11 protein-coding genes are annotated in these 20,103 nt (G+C 50.7%); 5 read left to right on the top strand and 6 right to left on the bottom strand.

Annotated features, from left to right (window positions below):
* Positions 1-392 precede the first annotated feature (392 nt).
* The 5 genes from NDI52_RS32140 (at position 393) to NDI52_RS32120 (ending at position 11,397) form a co-directional block, all read left to right on the top strand.
* Complete coding sequence (locus NDI52_RS32140; protein WP_190771292.1) at positions 393-1,541, top strand: hybrid sensor histidine kinase/response regulator; 1,149 nt, start codon at positions 393-395, stop codon at positions 1,539-1,541.
* A 382-nt stretch (positions 1,542-1,923) separates the two neighbouring features.
* A complete protein-coding gene (locus NDI52_RS32135) occupies positions 1,924-7,524 on the top strand; it encodes a PAS domain S-box protein (RefSeq protein WP_190771291.1) in 5,601 nt (1,866 codons plus the stop codon).
* A gap of 14 nt (positions 7,525-7,538) precedes the next feature.
* Positions 7,539-8,624, top strand: a complete 1,086-nt coding sequence (locus NDI52_RS32130; RefSeq protein WP_199307966.1) for a hybrid sensor histidine kinase/response regulator — start codon at positions 7,539-7,541, stop codon at positions 8,622-8,624.
* A gap of 417 nt (positions 8,625-9,041) precedes the next feature.
* Positions 9,042-10,589: a mercuric reductase gene (locus tag NDI52_RS32125; protein WP_190771290.1), complete on the top strand. Its 1,548-nt coding sequence runs from the start codon at positions 9,042-9,044 to the stop codon at positions 10,587-10,589.
* A gap of 28 nt (positions 10,590-10,617) precedes the next feature.
* Entirely contained in the window at positions 10,618-11,397 is a 780-nt protein-coding gene (locus NDI52_RS32120; protein WP_242035904.1) for a TVP38/TMEM64 family protein, read from the top strand.
* A 90-nt stretch (positions 11,398-11,487) separates the two neighbouring features.
* Here NDI52_RS32120 and NDI52_RS32115 read toward each other — a convergent pair whose 3' ends face one another.
* From NDI52_RS32115 to NDI52_RS32090, 6 genes are all read right to left on the bottom strand, one after another.
* Positions 11,488-12,111, bottom strand: a complete 624-nt coding sequence (locus NDI52_RS32115) for a heme-copper oxidase subunit III (RefSeq protein WP_190771289.1) — start codon at positions 12,109-12,111, stop codon at positions 11,488-11,490.
* A 91-nt stretch (positions 12,112-12,202) separates the two neighbouring features.
* Positions 12,203-13,876, bottom strand: coding sequence for a cytochrome c oxidase subunit I (gene ctaD / locus NDI52_RS32110; RefSeq protein WP_190771288.1), 1,674 nt, complete (start codon positions 13,874-13,876; stop codon positions 12,203-12,205).
* A 56-nt stretch (positions 13,877-13,932) separates the two neighbouring features.
* Complete coding sequence (locus NDI52_RS32105) at positions 13,933-14,946, bottom strand: cytochrome c oxidase subunit II (RefSeq protein WP_190771287.1); 1,014 nt, start codon at positions 14,944-14,946, stop codon at positions 13,933-13,935.
* An 859-nt stretch (positions 14,947-15,805) separates the two neighbouring features.
* A complete protein-coding gene (locus NDI52_RS32100; RefSeq protein ID WP_190771286.1) occupies positions 15,806-17,083 on the bottom strand; it encodes a DUF3747 domain-containing protein in 1,278 nt (425 codons plus the stop codon).
* 618 nt (positions 17,084-17,701) lie between these two features.
* Positions 17,702-18,418, bottom strand: a complete 717-nt coding sequence (locus NDI52_RS32095; protein WP_190789462.1) for a DUF928 domain-containing protein — start codon at positions 18,416-18,418, stop codon at positions 17,702-17,704.
* 824 nt (positions 18,419-19,242) lie between these two features.
* Positions 19,243-19,650 (bottom strand): hypothetical protein, encoded by a 408-nt coding sequence (locus NDI52_RS32090; RefSeq protein WP_190771284.1) that lies wholly within the window; start codon positions 19,648-19,650, stop codon positions 19,243-19,245.
* Between the last annotated feature and the right edge of the window lie 453 nt (positions 19,651-20,103).

Here is a 20,103-nt window from a genome sequence, read left to right as displayed (position 1 = left end):
GCGATCTAAACGACCTAAGCATCGATTAGGAGGGTCTGGGGCTGTAACCCAGTCCTTGGTGGCCTGAAATGCTCCACCTGAAATGGCAATACTCACGCCAGATGACCCACTAGTAGGGATGTGGAATTTCACCTCACCTTCCTCTCTCGTATCTCACCCGATTGAGAAGAGGTGTAATTTTTCATTTAGTCATACTTCCTACTTAAGCAATACGGATGAGCCAATAGCCCTAATTTTTCCCGCTGCTAAATAGAGTTCTGCAATAGATGCGCGTAGTTTCACATCTTATTTCATAGCTTTATTCAGTACCACCTCATTTTTCAGTAAGGTACAGGAGGCGATCGCTCCCTCGACTCATCCATAATGAAGAGCGATTCATCCCACATTTCCTTATGAGCGAGCCGCCGTCCATCCTGATCGTTGATGACGAACCTAATAATTTTGATGTCATTGAAGCATTTCTACTTCAGGAAGGTTATCAACTTCACTACTGCTCCCTGGGCTCCAACGCAATCGAGAAATTATCAGTATTCTGCCCCGATGTCATTCTTCTGGACGTGATGATGCCCCAGATGGATGGGATTGAAGTATGCCGCCACATCAAAGCAGATCCAGCCTGGCAATCAACGCCTATCATCATGGTCACAGCCTTAACCGCAAAGGAGGATTTGGCCCGTTGTCTGGAGGCCGGAGCGGACGACTTCATTAGCAAACCCGTCAATGCTCTAGAACTCCGTGCCCGTGTCCACTCGATGCTGCGAATTAAACAGCAGCACGACCATTTGGAACGACTGCTACAACTGCGACAAGACATGGTGTGCTTACTGGAGAGCACTCTAGATGGAGTAAGGGGAAGTATTACTCGTTCTTTACCCCATGAATTCAACACACCTATCAATGGCATTTTGGGAGCTATTGATCTGTTATTAAATGCTCCAGAAAACTTGGATCAGAGCGAGCGAGAGGAACTTCTCGGCTTAATTCAAAAATCTGCAAAGCGGATGAATCGGCTGATTCAAAACTTTTTGATCTATGGGCGATTAGAACTGATTACTAGTGACCCAGAAGCCATTGAAAAAGCCAGGGGCCAAACCCATATTACCCCTGCTAAGGTATGGATTACGACCAGTGCCCAACGGCTGTCTGAGCAGGCAAAGCGCCAAACAGATATAACCTGCACTATCGAGGATAGTATTCTCTCCATCTCTGAGAAAGACCTTCAGAAAATTACAGAAGAATTACTCGATAATGCCCTAAAGTTTTCTCAACCCGGCAGCCCTATTCAAGTTGTCGGAAAACCTGTCGGTGAACTCTTTCATCTGTCCATCCTGAATTATGGACGGGGTATGAGTGATGAGCAAATTGCTCAGATTGGCGCTCTAGTTCAATTTGACCGAAAGAGTTATGAGCAACAAGGTTCTGGCCTTGGCCTAGCCATCGTCAGCAAAATGATGCAACTCTATGGTGGGACATTCTCCATACAGAGTGAGACGAATGGAAGAACAACTGTAGAATTGGAAATACCTGTTTTAGCCGATTAACTCCATAGCTCAAACATCTTCTGAGAACTACCTACATTAGGGGAAATGACTAAATATTCCCTCTAATGTAGGTAGTTCGATTCTTATTAGGGTGATAGGTTCTACCCATCACCCTAATAAGAATTTGTCAATTATGAAATGAGTGTGACCATGGAGCAAGAGCGTGTGGGCATAATTACATAAAAAATGCTGTACCACTCGCGATACAAGCAGCATAGCGTTTTGAACTTTATGTGTAATTGAGTTGAGCTACTCCATCACCAGGAAAGTTTCTTAAATAGCCAGCAGAGTTTGTTATTTCTTTGCCTTTTGGGCGAACACTAAGAGCGTTATTGGGTCAACCTTGCCAGACCCATCTTTGTAATTCCAGTGGGACAGGTCTATGGCTTCTAGCCAGGTTTTTCTGGTTGAGGCGGATACTCAAACGCAGGCCACCCTTCAAGCAACCCTTGAAGGGTGTGGATGGGTCTGTGAGGTAGCTACTCCCGACGGGATAGCGACAAACGATGCCAGAACTATTGCGCTACTAGCATCCTGCCGAGTTGCTCTACTGACGAGCAGCATGGGGGCAGAAGCGCTACTTCCCATGCTGGCCCACTGTATTCATGAAGGCATTGCTGTAGTCGTTGGTGTTCAGCCAGGAGAAGAGGACTTAGCTCTGGCCTGCCTTGAGCAGGGAGCGGCAGACTACATTTTGCAGGACCCGAACAATGGCTATCTGAAACTGCTAGGGATAAAGCTCCGACGGGTCATGGAGCAGGCGAGCGCCCCAGAACACTACCACACCGAAACCCCACCGCAATGGCTGCTGGCTGGCACCGTTCCTGTAGAGTTGAAACCTCAACAGGCTCTAGCAGTGCAGAATGTCAGCCAGTCCCTGCTTCAGAGTATTTATGAGGGCACGGCTGAGTCAATCTTCACCATTGACCTCTCACCCGATGGAGAATTCTATTACAGCGGGCTAAATCCGGCCCATGAGCGGCAAACGGGTTTGTCTAATGCCGACCTGTGTGGCAAAACTCCTGAAGACATCCTGCCATCCGAAATGGCTCAGGTGGTGCGGCAGCGTTATGAAACATGTTTTCGAACAGGGGAGCACCTGATTTACGAAGAGCACCTTCCATTTCAGGGAAAAGATTTGTGGTGGCTCACACGGTTATCGCCACTGAAACGGGAGGACGGCACTGTCTACCGCATTGTCGGTTTTACCACCGACATTACCGAGCGCAAGCAGATGGAACAAAGCTTGCGCCGCAGCGAAGAAATGAACCGGGCTCTGGTACAAGCTATTCCTGACTATCTCATTCGGATGCATCGGGATGGCACCTATTTAGATATCCGGAACCGGGGCAGTATTCACCTGTTCAACCCTGCAGCCAGTGTACCTGGATCGCACCTCAACCAGAGCCTTCCCCCAGATCTAGCAGAACGTCGCCGCTACTACACCGAGCAAGCCATTCACACGCAACAGCTGCAAACCTATGAGCAGAAGGTGGAGATGCAGGGTGCATGTTATTACGAGGAGGTGCGCATAGTTCCCTGCAGTGGGGATGAGGTTCTCATCATCATTCGGGATGTCACCGACCGCAAGCTAGCGGAGCAAGCACTGCTGGAAAGTGAAGAGCGTTTCCGGCAAGTAGCGAACAACATCAACGAGGTGTTTTACCTGTCAGACCTGCGTTGCCCCCAAATGTTATACGTCAGCCCAGCCTATGAAACCATTTGGGGCCGCTCCTGCCAAAGTTTATATGATTCTCCGGCGTCATTTCTAGAAGCAATTCATCTGGACGATCGCCCCCAAATCCTCTCTGCCCTTGAGCAACAAACCCTGGGTCAGGCAACGCATTGTGAGTACCGGGTTGTGCAGCCCAATGGTGGTGTTCGGTGGGTGAGCGATCGCAGTTTTCCCATCCGCAACGAGGCAGGCGAGGTATACCGATTCTGTGGCATTGCCGAAGATATCACCGAACAGCACCAATCCACTGAAACACTACACAACCTGGTAGAAGGGGCGGCAGCAACTATCGGGGAGAACTTCTTCCCAGCCATGGGGCACTACATTGCTACAGCTCTCAATGTGCGCTACGTCATCGTTAATCGCACTCAGGGACATTTTCAGGAAACATTGCTGTTGTGGGCCGATGGCAAAGTTTGCCCTAACATTCAATTTCCAACCAATACCGTTCCTTGCGGTGTCACGATAGCCCAGGGTCAGTACTACTGCCCGCAACAGTTGCAGCAACAGTTTCCAGATGCCCCTGTACTGGCAGACATCGGTGCCGAGTCCTATTTTGGGGTCGTGCTTACCCGGAGTTCGGGGGAAGTCATCGGAACCCTCTGTGTTGTGGATGACAAGTCTTTCACCCGACATGAGCGGGCAACCGCTATCCTTCGGGTATTTGCGGCGCGGGTCAGTGCCGAACTGGAACGGCAGGAAGCGATGGTGGCACTCCATCAGCTCAACCAGGATTTAGAATTCCGCGTTAGCGAACGCACTGCTGCCCTGCAACGAGTGAATAACAAAATGCAGCAGGCGATCGCCCAACAGCAACACCTGGCCGAAGAGTTGCAGAACATGAGCGATCGCCTGAGCCTGGCCATCACCTCAGGCGGCATCGGCATCTGGGAATGGGACATTGTCCAGAACAGCATTGCTTGGGATGACCGCATGTACGCGTTGTATGGCGTCAAGCGGGAAGACTTTGGCAGCGCCTATGCAGCCTGGCTCCACGCGATTCATCCCGATGACCGAGCCGAAGCGCAACAGGTTTCAGAGCAAGCTCGCCGAGGTGAGCGCGATTACAACACCGAATTTCGGGTTGTTCACTCAGGTGGCTCCATTCATTACCTCAAAGCCCATGCCCTGGTGCAGCGTGACGAGCAGGGTACTGCCCTCCGCATGATTGGCATTAACTACGACATCACCGAGAGCAAGCGCGATAAAGCAGCCCTGGAACGTCGGGAACAATATCTGATGACCCTGGTGGAAGTTCAGCAGCAACTGATTGGTAGCCAGGGCATCCTTTCCGGTTATCACAAGATCTTGGAGCATCTAGGGCAACTTTCTGGGGCCTCGCGGGTTTATTTGTTCCGCAATCATGATGATGAAGCCGGACAGTTATTCAGCAGCCAGCAGGTGGAGTGGTGTGCCGAGGGCGTTATGCCCCAAATCCACAACCCAGCCCTACAAAATCTTCCGCTGCAAGCCTTATTGCCACGCTGGGTTGAGGTTTTGTCCCGGGGAGAGGCGATTAGCAGCCGTGTCATTGACCTGCCGGAATCGGAACAGATTATTCTGAAAACACAGGATATTCTCTCCATTATGGTCTTGCCATTAATTGTGGATGGGGTGTTCTGGGGGCTGATTGGATTTGAGCGGCGCGATCGCGAAGTTCTCTGGGAAGCTTCGGAAACCCATTTACTGCGATCGGCAGCCTGGACTTTATCGCTCGACCAGAAGCGGCGACAGTCGGAAATCGCCTTACAGGAAAGTGAAGCTCGCTATCGAGCCATTCTCGAAGCCATGCCCGACCTGTTGCTGCGGCTGCACCGAGATGGCACCTGTCTGGATTGTATTTTGCCGGCTCGTAGCCCTAGCGACCGTTTTTTGGAAGTGCATCAACACATCTCAGAAGTGCTGCCTCCCGAACTGCTGGAATACCAGCTGGCAGCAATCCATGCAGCCATTACGACTGGAGAACTTCAGATCTACGAACACCAGTTCACGAAAGATGAAGGGTGCGTTGGCGAAGAAATCCGTGTTCTGGCTATTAATGAAGATGAGGTGCTAGTGGTCGTGCGGGATATTACCGCGCGTCTACGAGCTGAGCTGGAACTGCAACGCAACCGAGATTTGCGTGATGCCTTCTTTGATGAATCGACCGATGCTCTGTTTCTGGTTGATCCTGAAACCGATTTGATCACCGATTGCAATGATCGGGCCGTCGAGATGTTTGAGGCCGAGAACAAAGGTGACTTGCTTAATATTTGCGGCAATTTGTTGCAGCGCTATCCCTTTCCCGTCGAGGAACTGGAGGCGATCGACCAGGAAATGCAAAGCACTGGGTTCTGGAACCGGGAAATCGAATATGTCACTCAGAAAGGTCATGTTTTCTGGGCTAGCATTGCCGGAACCCAAATTTCTGTGGCCGGGGCCGTTACCCAACTGCTACGCCTGACCGACATTAGCCATCGTAAGGAAATTGAGTTTCGCCTGAATCAACAGGTGGAAAAAGAGCATTTACTGATTTCCATCTTGCAGCGGATTCAGGAGACCCGGGATGTTAATGCCATTGTAGAGACCGCCGTGAAAGAAGCCCGCGCGCTCATCCAATCGGATCGTGTGCTGGCCTATCAGATTTTTAGCGATCGCTCAGGACAAGTGGTTGCTGAGGCAACGGCCCATCCCTGGCAACGAGTACTGACCGGTGAACTCTCTCCAAAAGCCTTTTCAGAGGCCTGCTACGAGCTCTATCTGCAGGGCAACATTAATGTCGTAAATGATCGCACCCAAACTCCCATCACGGAATACATGGTGGAGTTTATGGATGATTTCAACGTTCAGGCCAAGCTAGTGGTGCCCATCGTGCAGCAGGAGACCCAGCAATTATGGGGACTTTTGATAGCCCATGAGTGTGCAACCCCCCGCCAGTGGCAACAGGAGGAAATCACGCTCCTGCAACAACTGGCCGACTATCTAGCCGTAGCAATTCGCCAATCTGCCCTGTATTGCCAATTAGAAGTAGAACTCAACGAACGCAAGGTAGCTGAAACCAACCTGCAAAATGCCAATCAGGAATTGCAGTCCGTTAACGTCCAGTTGGCTCGGGCAACCCGTCTCAAGGATGAGTTTTTAGCAAGTATGAGCCACGAACTACGAACTCCCTTGAACGCTATTTTAGGGATGTCTGAGGGGTTACAGGAACAGGTATTTGGTAGCCTGACTGCAGCGCAAGGGAAGGCGATCGCCACCATTGACCGCAGTGGTCGCCACTTGCTCGACCTGATTAACGACATTCTTGATTTAGCAAAAATTGAATCTGGCAAATTGGAACTTCAAGCTTTGCCAACCTCCATTCGCGACCTCTGTCTCTCCAGCCTCAGTCTGATTAAACAATTAGCTCATCAAAAAAACATTCAATTAGATATTCAGATTCCGGCTAATTTGGGCACTATTCGAGTAGACGAGCGACGTATGCGCCAGGTCTTGCTGAACTTGCTGAGCAATGCCGTCAAATTCACTCCAGAGGGCGGCCGAGTTACCCTCGCCATTACCCTGGACGACTTGCAGGAAAACATCCAGTTCAACGTCATCGATACCGGAATTGGCATTGCCGCAGAGGATATGGCGAAGTTGTTTCAATCTTTTGTGCAAATCGACAGTCGGCTGAACCGCCAGTATGCTGGCACTGGGCTGGGCCTGGCACTGGTTCGACGAATTGTGGAGATGCATGATGGAACGGTTGAGGTCAAAAGTAGTCTGGGACAGGGCAGTCAATTTATTGTGACATTGCCCTATCGCACAACCAATTTAACCTTCTCCGCAGGTTCCTGGGAATCTTCATCGCCCCCTCCATTCGTTGCTGGAGTCGAGACGCCGGAAGACCCATCGAAACATCGGCCCCTGGTACTGCTTGCCGAAGACAATCAGGCAAACATCGACACCTTTAGCAATTACCTGACGAGTTGCGGGTATCGCATGCTAACAGCACTGAATGGGCATGAGGTGATGAATTTGATTCAGGCTCACCACCCTGATGTAATTCTGATGGATATCCAAATGCCGGGAATTGACGGACTGGAAGCAACTCAGCGGATTCGATCACTACCGGGAATGGAAGCGATACCGATTATTGCACTGACAGCACTGGCTATGCCTGGGGATCGCGATCGCTGCCTGGCTGCTGGAGCTAGCGAGTACCTGACGAAACCGATTCGGCTGCGGCATCTGGTCGATACTATCGCTCGATTTTTATCCCGCTAGGAGCATCACGTTGTATGGGTAACCAAAGTTTGGGTAAGCGCCCATCTCTTTTAATCGTCGATGATGAACTCGACAATTTTGATGTCCTCGAAACCCTCCTGCTGCGGGAAGGCTATGACCTCCACTATGCCCCTCATGGCGTGGCGGCTTTAGCATTTCTAGAAAGCTCACCACCCGATGCCATACTACTGGATGTGATGATGCCCGGGATGGATGGCATTGAGGTGTGCCGACGCATCAAATCCAGCCCGACCTGGAACCATCTTCCCATCATTATGGTGACAGCCCTCACGGCGAAGGAGGATCTTGCCCGCTGTCTGGATGCCGGGGCCGATGACTTCATCAGCAAGCCGGTAAATGCCCAGGAGTTGCGCGCCCGTGTTCGCTCGATGTTGCGGATTAAACAGCAGCACGACAACTTACAAAGCGTCATGCAATTACGGGAGGACATGGTCAACATGATGGTGCATGACCTACGCACTCCCCTGGCGATCATCCTCATGGCCGCGTACATCATGAAGATGCCCGATCGCACCCCTGAAGAACTGGATAAAAATGTTGATCGCATTGAGCAAGCCGGATATCAACTGCAATCGCAGATTGATAGCCTGTTGCTCATGGCAAAACTAGAATCAGGGACGATGGCACTGAATCGGACGAGCGTTGACCTACATCATCTCTGTCTGGCAGCGGTCGATGAGTTTGAGGGAATTGCCAGCCAGCGTCAGGTAACCCTTACGGCTAAACTGCCACCTGCTGGTCATTTGATTACAGTCGATGCCAATATCTTTCGCCGAGTTATCGACAATCTTTTGTCAAATGCTATCAAGTTTTCCTGCCTTGACAGTGAAGTAGTTTTAGAGATGGAATATCTTAGCTCAGGAAACGCAATGATCCGAGTGAAGGACTCTGGTTTTGGCGTTAACGCCGCGGTGAAGCAAAGTATTTTCGAGAAGTTTGAAATTGGTACATTTCTTGAAAATGTGCCTCAAATTGGCTTGGGGCTGGCGTTTTGCCGAATGGCGATTGAAGCCCATGGCGGCAAGATTACTGTAGAAGACAATATTCCCCAAGGGGCTATTTTCTCGGTGTACTTGTAAGTTCACAATTCCAGCAACAAGTAAAAAACGGTTCTAAGCCCATATATAACCCTTTCTGATCGGATGGGGTATGAGAGATGGATGTGGGACGAAGTTTCACATCCATCTCTCATACCTCACCCGATCAGAAAATACTGTAAATGGTACAAAACAGTTGATTGATAACGTGCGATGTATTGCTTATATGTTACGCAGGACTTGATAAATCCCATCCCTGGAGGATGTTTAGAGTTTAAATTTCTTGTAGGCTAATCCACGGATAAATTAGTCTTTTAACATGTTAGCGTCAATGCCTGCGGGCTTGTCTGAGTTGACAATATACCCGTGCTCCAGGGATTTTGGTTACTCTAATTTCATACTTCATGCCAATTTATCCCGTTAATTAAATCAGGTGACTTCAACCCAGAGATTCTATCCATGACATCCTTCATTCAACAGGAACCTGCACTTCAGCCACTGGATGCCTACAACCAGCAACTCATGGCACAAGTGCACCCGCCGGATTGGGTCAATCCTCAACCAGCGGATTGCTACGACCTGGTGGTGGTTGGGGCGGGAACGGCTGGATTGGTCGTGGCAGCAGGTGCAGCAGGATTAGGGTTAGGGCTGAAAGTGGCTCTGATTGAAAAAAGCTTGATGGGAGGCGATTGCCTCAATGTCGGGTGTGTACCGTCTAAGTGCGTAATTCGCTCCTCGCGAGTGGTAGCGGATATGCGTGATTCCGCAGCATTTGGAATTCAGCCACCGGAGGCGATCGCCATCGACTTCCCCGCTGTTATGGAGCGCATGCGGCGCATCCGAGCCGAAATCAGTCCTCACGATTCTGTAGAACGGTTTCAGAAGTTGGGGATTGATGTGTTTTTGGGACGAGCGAAGTTTGTGGATGGAGGGGCGATCGCTGTTCAAGACAGCCTCCTGCGTTTCAAAAAAGCTGTCATTGCCACTGGAGCCCGTGCCAGCTCACCTGATATTCCTGGCCTCGAAGAAGTTGGCTATTTAACGAATGAAACTGTCTTTTCCTTAACTCAGCGGCCGCAACGCTTCGGGGTGATTGGAGGCGGCCCAATCGGGTGTGAAATGGCTCAGGCATTTCAGCGGTTAGGCAGTGAGGTAACACTGCTGCACAATCGCAGCCACCTGCTCGACCGCGAAGATATCGATGCCGCCGACATTATCCAGCAACAGTTCCAACGGGAGAAAGTGAACCTATTGCTGGATGCCACCATTGAACGAGTCGAGAAGACGGATGCGGGCAAGGTGATTCACTATCGCCAGAGTGGTGAGTTGAAAACCGTTGTAGTGGATGAGATTTTAGTGGGAGCGGGGCGATCGCCCAACGTAGAAGGGCTCAACCTGGAAGCAGTTGGAGTCGAGTACGACACCCACAAGGGCGTCAAGGTAAACGACTACCTCCAAACTACCCATCCGCGCATTTATGCAGCTGGCGACATCTGCATGAACTGGAAGTTCACCCACGCTGCCGATGCTGCTGCCCGTATCGTGATTAAAAATACGCTGTTTGCCCCCTTTGGCCTGGGCCGTAGCAAGCTCAGTAGTTTAGTCATGCCCTGGGTTACCTATACCGACCCAGAGATTGCGCACGTGGGGCTATACGAAGCAGAAGCCCAGGCTCAAGGCTTGAAGACTCAAACCATCACGATTCCGATGTCGGACGTTGACCGAGCGATGGCTGATGGTGAGACTGAAGGATTTGTCAAAATCTTACACCAGCAAGGTTCCGACAAGATTTTGGGAGCAACGATTGTGGCTCGTCATGCGGGAGAGATGATTAGTGAGGTGACGTTGGCGATCGTCACTAAACAAGGCCTTAGCGCCCTTTCTGGTGTGATTCATCCCTACCCAACTCAAGCGGAAGGGATTAAGAAAGCAGCAGATACGTATCGACGCACGTTGTTGACCCCTCGAACGCGATCGTTCCTTAAGTTGCTGACCCGATTTAGTTAGCAACATTCGCACTTCAACAGACTCTACAATGACAGCGCACGCTACGAAAGAACTCATCATGGATTGGAGCCGAATTATCGGACAGTGGGTTTTGCGGGGAATTTATGGGGTAGGAGTGGGGGCGATCGCTAACCTCCTCTTCACCTTCCCAGCCTTAGCCCAAGAAACCGAAGCTGGATTCAATCCCCAGGACTTGCTGCGTAATGCCCTGGAATGGATTGATAGTCTGGGAATTTTAGGCGGCATTGCTTTTATTGGCCTATACGTCGTGGCAACGGTCGCCTTTCTGCCGGGGTCCATTTTGACGCTGGGAGCAGGGGTTGTTTTTGGTGTGGTGATGGGTTCGGTTTATGTGTTTGTGGGGGCGACGCTGGGGGCGATCGCTGCCTTTTTAGTCGGTCGTTATGTAGCACGCGATCGCATCAGTAAAAAAATCGCAGGCAATCCAAACTTTGCCGCTATTGATCAGGCTGTTGCCCAAGAAGGATTTAAGATCGTTCTCCTGACACGGCTTTCCCCCGTCTTTCCGTTCAATCTACTCAACTATTCTTTTGGTATCACAGGTGTGTCTTTGCGAGATTACGCACTCGGTTCCATCGGCATGATTCCCGGCACCCTGATGTATGTCTACATTGGTTCCCTGGCAGGAGATATTGCGCGGATTGGAACCGAAGGACAACCCACGGATCCGACACTGCAATGGGTGATTCGGATTGTAGGTTTTATTGCCACAGTTGCCGTTACAGTTTACGTGACCCGGCTTGCTCAAAAAGCTTTGGCTGAACGAGTACCATCACCAGGCGAATAAAAAGAATGAGGGCAGCGCTTAGCGCTACCCTCATTCTTTTCATAGGCAGATTGTACGGTACACAGCACAGCACAACTCTGTGGTGGAGATTTAGAACTGAGTCAGAATGTATAGCAAGCTGAACAGAACAATCCAGATGATATCGACGAAGTGCCAGTAAATCTCAGCCATCTCGATGCCGACGTGCTTGTGTGAGTTGTAGTGGTCAGGGCGGCGCGATCGCCACAGCACCCCTAAAATTAGCAGCAACCCGACGAACACGTGCAAACCGTGGAAGCCCGTCATCAAATAGAAGCAGTTCGAGAAGATATTGGTCGCCAGCCCATAGCCCAGAGTCATGTATTCATACACCTGACCGAGGAGGAAGACCGCACCCATAATAGCGGTAATGATGTACCACTTACGGAAGCCTGCCACATCATCTTTCTTGATAGCGACATCGCCCAGGTGGATCACAAAGCTACTGGACACCAGAATGATGGTGTTGACGGTGGGTACTAACAGCTCCACCTCTGTGCCCTCAGGAGGCCACTGGGAAGCAATGCCCCGAAGCAGGAGATAAGCGACGAAGAACCCGCCAAACATCAGAGACTCGGAAGCCAGGAAGGTTAGCAGTCCCCACACACGCAGGTCGGGATGCTCCTCATGATGGGCCACTTCTGTATGGGCAGCCGTGGTGATGGTGGTATCAGTGGGGACAGTTGAACCTTGCATAAGTCAGAGAGGAAGGTAAAGGGATCAGCAGATGAAACAGTGAGGCCAAAACCCATCCACAAATGGCTGGGATTAAGCTCTGGCCCCTTGGTCAGGAGATCGGTGAATCTTCCACCTTCGCAGACACAGGACTACGATGTGCTTTGTCCATCCCGTAGTCATAGGGGCCATGCTCCAGCACTGGCAGCACTTCCCAATTCTCGATGATGGGGGGTGAGCTCGTCGTCCACTCTAGGGTCAATGCGTTCCAGGGATTGTCTCCTGCTTTCTTACCCTTCATCCAGCTCCAGATGATGTTGACGGTGAAGGGAATGACCGAAGCGGCCAGAACATAAGCCCCGAAGGTACAGATTTGGTTGATGAACTCAAACTGTGGATCGTACATCGCGACCCGGCGAGGCATCCCCTGCAAGCCCAACGTATGCATGGGCAGGAAGGTAAGATTGGTGCCGATGAAGGTCATAACGAAGTGCACAACACCCAGAGGCTCATTCAAGAAACGCCCGGTAATTTTGGGGAACCAGTGATAGATTCCGGCATAAATGCCGAACACGGAGCCGCCAAATAGAACGTAGTGGAAGTGGGCCACCACATAGTAGGTATCGTGGACGTGAACGTCGAAGGGAGCAGCCCCCATGGTGACACCGCTGATCCCACCAAATACGAACATCGACAGCAGCCCCACCGAAAACAGCATGGCGCTCGTCAGGCGAATCTTGCCACCCCACAGAGTTGCAACCCAACTGAAGATTTTTACCCCAGTCGGCACCGCCACAATCAGTGTGGAGATCGTAAAGAACAGACGCATCCAGGGAGGGGTGCCGCTGGTGAACATGTGGTGGACCCACACAAACAGACCCACAACACAGATGGCAAGGCTGGAGTAGGCGATCGCCTTATATCCGAAAATCGGCTTCCGGGCGTGAACCGGAATCACCTCCGACATGATGCCGAAGATGGGCAAAATCATCAGATACACCGCCGGGTGCGAATAGAACCAGAACAAGTGCTGATAAATGATGACGTTACCACCGGCATCAGGCTTAAAGAAGGAGGTACCAAAGTTGATGTCAAACAACAGCAACGTTAGACCCGCCGCCAACACCGGGGTGGAGAACAGCGCCAGAGCTGAGGTTGCCAACATCGCCCAGCAAAACAGTGGCATGTCATTCAACGCCATGCTGGGAACACGCATTTTGAGAATGGTCACCAGGAAGTTCACCGCCCCCAAAATGGAAGAAGTCCCCACCAGCACGATCGCCAAAATCCACATGGACTGCGCCGTGTTAGCGGTCACTTCACTCAACGGTGGGTAAGCGGTCCATCCCGTTTGAGAACCCCCAAAGAAGAAGCTGCCGAGGATCAACAGACCCGCAGGGGGGTTGAGCCAGTAGGCGATCGCATTCAACTTAGGAAATGCCATATCCCGTGCCCCAATCATCAGAGGCACCAGATAGTTACCGAAGCCACCAATGGCCGCTGGCACAATCCACAGGAAGATCATGATTGTCCCGTGGTTGGTCAAAAAGGCGTTATAGAGGCTGGGGTCAATAAAGTCAGGGTCAGGGGTGGCTAATTCGGTACGCATCGCCACGGCCATCAACCCACCAATCAGGTAGAAGATAAACGAGGTCACCAGGTACTGGATGCCAATCACCTTGTGGTCAACGTTAAAGGTGAAGTAGTCATACCACTTCCAGGCTTTATGGGGGCTACCGTGGTCGGCCACCAACGAGGTGTCGAGGGGTACTTGGGCTTGGGTCATAACCAGAATTCAAATCTGTTTAAGTGGGCAGTTGCAAGCGGGTCAAAAGACGGGCTTCAGGAGGGTTGGAGCTGTGCTAGAGCTTGGGAGGTCACTCCCATCTCGGCCGCATAAGGCTGTAAATACTCTGGATCAGACATGCTTGCGGTGCTAACGGCCACGGGAGGTTGGGCTACCGCTGCGGTCGCTGGACGGTTAGTTGTTACCCAACTGTCATAATCCTCAGGGGTATGAACCATGATTTGTGTCCGCATACCCCCGTGGTAGCTACCGCACAATTCCGCACAAACTACGGGATACTGGCCCACCTTGCTGGCCACAAACCGGAGACCTGATTCAACCCCAGGTAGAGCATCCTGCTTCAAGCGGAACTGGGGTACCCAGAAGGAGTGAATGACATCTTGAGCGGTCAGGTTAAGCTGTACCGTCTTACCTTCAGGAATATGCAGCTCACCCGAAACAATGCCGCTATCCGGGTAGGTGAAAATCCAGGCGAATTGCATCCCGGTGACATTCACCACCACATCAGCTCTCATGCGGTTCGAACCCGGTGAGGCACCGAATCCATATTCGGGTTCATAGTCGTCGCCACCGTTGGGAGCCTGGGCCATCAAAGGCATCGTATCCCCAGCCACAGGCGTGTTTTGATCCATGTTTTGAGCAACGACTGCACTGGGGTGTTGGTGACCCAACATGGGGTGGCTACCGGGAGACAGGCCGCCCATTTCCTGGAAGACGTTAACGCTATAAACGCCGAGACCAATCACGATGATGGCAGGAATAGCAGTCCAGAAGGCTTCCAGGGGTAGGTTCCCTTCGATAGGTTCACCATCGCCTGTATCCCCAGGCCGACGACGAAACATCACCAGAAAAATGATGATGGCTCCCTGAACAACGATGAACAGGGCCGTACCAATGGTCACCATCAGGTCAAACAAACCATCAACCAGGGGAGCATCTGTCGAGGCTTGCTCCGGTAAAAGGCCATGGTTCTGCCCAACCCAGAGGCTAATCAGAGTGACCAGAATACCGGCAGTAAGGGTAAGGAGTGAGGCTGGTATTTGCTTCATGAGAATTTAGGGGAAAACCCAGGCAAAGGATGGCATAAGAACTGAAGTGAGATTCAGACAAGGGAGCAGGGCTGCTGCTCAGGCCGGAATTGTAGGAGAGCGACGAAGAGCGGGCGATCGCCCAAACCTGAATACTTACAGCTAGAGTGCCACTCCCCTTGTGATACCACTGGTTTTTCAGGTATCTGGAAAACTTATGATTTACTTCAGATCAGAGGGCGATCCCCGTAGGGAAAGGATGACATTTAGTAAAGCGCTCCGTAGACATGAGTAATAGGGCTCATTCTCCAGAGTCCTTCGATCGGAAGAGAATGACGACCCCCGCTAGATAGACGTTGTTGTGAAAAAATCTAACGTTGGAAGCAAGCTCTTGTGATGCGGGTGTACTACTTCATTCTGCCGCAAGACTATCTGGAACGACCATGAAAGCTTGCATGTAAATAGCCCAAGATGCTGAGGAGTCTGCGCTGCATACATTTGAGCTCTTTAACAAATCGAAATTATTCTAATGGGTTAAAAGCGTATTTTTTATCGATTCGAAGTAACCCGACACGATTGGTTAGGGGCGTTGTATCTAACGTCTCGAACCAAGCTCAGGCAATGGTACTCCTCTAAATAGGTAGATGGGATGATTGGCGTCCAGCCGCCTATCTAGAACATGGCCTCAGATCTTTCCTGGTGGCAACTCCGTTGTTGCGACAAGACACTTGAGTTTTATGCTTTTTGCTTCATACCGCGAAAAATACAATGAGTGGGGCTGAATTGTATATTCAACCCCACTCGCTTAATAACAGGGAACGTAACTCTCCGAACTTGTCTTGAGCGATCGCCTTTCGTGGGTAGCTGCCACGAAAAGCAATCAATTAGTTACAGGCACCAACCGAGCAGGCAAGTTTTCCTGGCTTAAGCGTTGCAGCAAATTGTTGGCTTCATTTTCGTTATAAAACAGCCCAGCTTGCATGACAACCTGACCGTCAATCACCGTTCGGAAAGCATCCGGTACCACAGAACGTACACGACGTTGAGCTTCGGGGCTACTGTCGCTGACAATCAGGCGATAGCCAAATCCCAGGTCAGCAGCAAGCCGATTGGAAGGTTGTGGAGTTCCCGTAGATGAACTGCCTCCGCCAAAGTTGATGTCACGGGTGACGGGAACCACTGGAATCATACGGTCACCAGGAGGGCGATCGCCCGAAGGCGTAGGAGGTGGGGCAGGGACAGGCACCACGGCCACATCCCCCCGAGATCCGGAAGCCGAGGGAGGCGGTGGCAAGGCAGAACCCGTTACCGATGGCCCAGAAGGCCGAGTCGAGGGTGTCGGTCGGGTTTCTGGCTCAGGTACTGGAATATTGATAGGTCCGTTGGTTGAAGGCGTACGGGGAGCTTCAGCAACGGGTTGACTGGTGCTGTCAGTATTGCGGCGAGTTCGACGAACACGACGGGTAGACCGATCATCCGGATTAGGGGGGGTAACACCGGTAGCCGAGCCGGAGGGAGAAGGAATCACAACAGGAATAGAACCGCTGGTGGAGCCAGTGCTCGGGCTGGGCTGAACCACAACCGTGGATCCACCATTGGAACGACTTGCATTGGCAACCAGGGTTGCTTCAGATTGGTCATTAGCCAGATACAGGTGCCCAAGGTCTCGGCCGTTGTAAACCCGCCGGGCAATGCGCCAGCCAGGATTTAGATAAATTCGCCCAAACTCACGGGGTAAGGCGCGGGTGCGACCAACTTCCAGAGAAGTGCCACCGCGACGGGGAGTGGCATACAGCACCATGACGTTGCCCTCTGGCCGAACCTGAAGGCGATATTGGGCACCCAGATCCTGGCCTGCTGCCCGAATGGAGTAACCATTTAGGTCAGAGGAACGACCACAAATTCCGGTGAAGTCAAAGTTCAGCAGTAAAACGTCAATCTCTTCACCATTAGCTTGCCAACAGGAACGAGCGTTGGTGATTTGTTCCAGAATTGTGAGGCGACTACCACCCGATGTAGCAACTAAAACGAAGCGGTTTTGATCAACATCTGCGGCAGAGAAGTTCGTGGCGATCGCGGCCGCCCAATTACTGGTCAATCCTAAGCCAAGACCTAATGCAGTCAGAGTTGTGAGGCGCAACCAACGTGCGAGTTTCATAGCGTGATATGTCTGAGTAGGTGTGAAGTAATTTGCAGTCCCCGATTCATGAATCATTGGTAAGCGCTTATCCAAATACTTCCACCGGTCATCTAATTCATCAGCGAACTTTTGAATTTTTGGCTGCCACGTCTTCGCGGACGGTCACAACAGCATGCATCCTCCCTCCCGACGTAACCTCTAGACGCTAACCATCAAAGGCTATTTCGACTAAATGTCACTTTCGGTTGAGATCGGTGGGTTCGATAATCCTTAAGACGCAGATCAGCTTCAGAGGTTTCACGGAAATTTATGCCCTGTGACCTGGGCAATGGAGGCTTGTTTTGACTGAAAATCTTATATCAGTTTCGTTAAGAGTGCTCAAGAATTTCCGAAATTCCACGTCAAATCTTTATTTGATGACAGGTCTACCGCTTAAGAGTTAGCACAGCGCGGAATGAACACGTTCAGTAGAAAGACGGTGATGTAGAATATCCACTCTGCCTATCACCGTCTTTCTACTGAGCGAGGGTCTGCTTAGAAGGTTGTTTTTCGTGCACTGCGCGCACGAAAAACAACCTTCTAAGCAGACTCTAAGCAATGTTTAAGCCCGTCACATAGATATATAAGAAAAGGAAGTCAGGAGCGCTCGTGATCGATCACGAGCTGAAGGCGATCGCGCTGGCTGAGGGTCTGTCCATCTGTAGTGGCGGGTTCAAGTTGTGCAAGAGAACCTAACAGTTCTAGCCACTCAGGGGTACTTGGGGTAGCCAAAGCGACTGCCAGAGCGTCATACCAAATACCTGCTTCAGCAAGCTGCCCAGCGCCACGCGTTGACACTGAAGGTACTACTTCAATGTAAGCATCAGCCCGTAAAAGACTGGAAGGGCGATCAGGATAGCACAGCAGTTCTACCTCCCACCGGTACTGCCGACCTGCCACAAGACCCGGTGCGGTAGAAGGAAGGGTGTAATGCATCAGCCCCGGCATCGCTGTGAGCGTCTCTTGCCAGAGCAGCTCAGATTCTCCGGCTTCATTGACGGCATATAGGTTAAAGCCAATCGTTGAGCTGTTCGTATCCGGTCCATACCAGAAGAAGGTGGGATAAGTAGAGACTGTTTTACCAACGTGGCTCTGAGGAGCGAGAGCCGTCAGGGGCATCACACTTGCCGCTGGGCAGCCACGAGTCCCCGTAGAGCCGGTAGGACCATTTGGGCTAGAGGGATTTTGAGGCTGATATCCCGAAGCCATAGTCAAGCTTGCTAAGGGGGCTCCCCATAGAGATAGGCCCAGAAGCCCGATTAGATAGTAGTGCGATACCTGATTGAGAATTTGTGAACCTGGCAAATCCTTCATAGCGTTCACGGGGTTAGTCAACTGTTTTTGACAGTACAAGGCAGTGTACTGGTTTTCAATGGAGGTACCGCCCTCTTTCATTGCCGAAATCGGCAAGATTACATGTATGTCTTATGCTCAGGTGCATAAAAACCAGAACTCCGATTTCGGTTTTCTATGCGTACCATAAGGAGCTCACTGTCAAATAAGATCCTGGAGAAGGGCACGCGCAAAGCTCACGTCCCCCTTCTCTAAGATCTTTGACAGTAAGCCCTAAGCACCCAGCACGAGTTGGGAATAAGCCGAAGCATCTACCCTTGCTGACGCAACACGTTTTTAGCACTAGGCGATTAGAAGAAGGAAGATTAATTTCTAGCAAGCCACACAGACTGCGGCTTGCTAGAAATAATTTGTCCTAATACCAATTTGAACAGAACCCAGTGCAGATGTTTGTAGGGAAATGGCTCGTAGAGCCATTTCCCTACAAACATCTGCCTAGCTTAACCTGAGTTCGGGTTAAGGGCGTTTTCGAGTGCCGCGCGTTGCACGGCACTCGAAAACGCTCATTTTGGCGTGCGCAAAGCGCACGCCAAAATGAGCACTTCAGCTTATCCCGAGCTGAGGTTAGCTTAGTTTTTAAATTGATATAACTAAATCGTCTAAAAACATAGGAGGGCCGCACAGCTCGTCACCCTCAAAAATATTGTTAATCCGGACCAAGGTTAAAGCTAAAAGGGATGGCAGGTGCAAAGCACCTGCCATCCCTTTTGGCTCAATTTCTTTTAAGAGAGTAATGGCTTACTATCACTCTCTTAAAAGAAATTAAAAATGAATTGATTCACGGCTTAGATCCACTGATGGAATGTTTGTAGGACGACAAAATCGTCCCAACAGTTACCGTTTGTAGAAGGTGGAACAATACTTACACCATTTAACTCAACTCCAACCGCTCCCTCGACGGATGCAGCGACTTGCACAATACGTGAAAGTAATCGGCGGTTCTGAACATTGCCTAGAAGGACAATCATAGCCCCCCGCTGCCGCACCTTCAGATTACGAATTTCGTCTGAACTGAAGGATTCGTTTAACGCTATACATACCCGTTTGGATAGGCCGTAATAGTCGTATTCTCCATTCGGACCAATCCGCTCCGAAGGAATGTGGCTAAACAGCGTTGGCATCCCAGAAAGGGGCTGAGCCAAAGGCTTCATGGCAGCTGAAGCGGGCAACCCATCGCTTGACTCAACGGACATATCCTGATTCCTCCCACACACTCCAGGGTTAGACGTATATTTTTGATGAATGTTTCATTAAAACTATATGAAGTTCATATCAAAGTAGCATGTTTTTTTAAGAGGAGGTTTAGCAATTATACGAGGAATTAAATTTTCCATAAGTTAAGCGCCACCGAGCTGAACAAGTGGTAGAGAAAGCTCTCTACCTCCTCTCCAGGGATTATCATGGTCGCCGTCAGTTCAAACGTATTAATAAAACCAACTTATATAGATAGGTAAGGTTCAAGTTTTGTAAATTTTCCTGCAAAGAAGGAGAGAAGAGTGAGGAAGTATTCCTCACTCTTCTCCGACAAAAAGACTAGTGGGTCATTTGACTCGAATATCGCCATTTTTTATAGGCGGCTGTCAAGATAGTAGGGAACCCTTGGGTGCCCTGCTATGACCCGTCGCCAAAAACATCCCCTGCGTGAT

Origin of the sequence: Leptolyngbya sp. PL-A3 (assembly GCF_039962325.1) — a bacterium.
In the GTDB taxonomy this organism is placed as follows: Bacteria; Cyanobacteriota; Cyanobacteriia; order Elainellales; family Elainellaceae; genus Vacuolonema.
The sequence above is the reverse complement of the archived record's forward strand: the minus strand, read 5'-3'. Positions and strand labels throughout refer to the sequence as shown.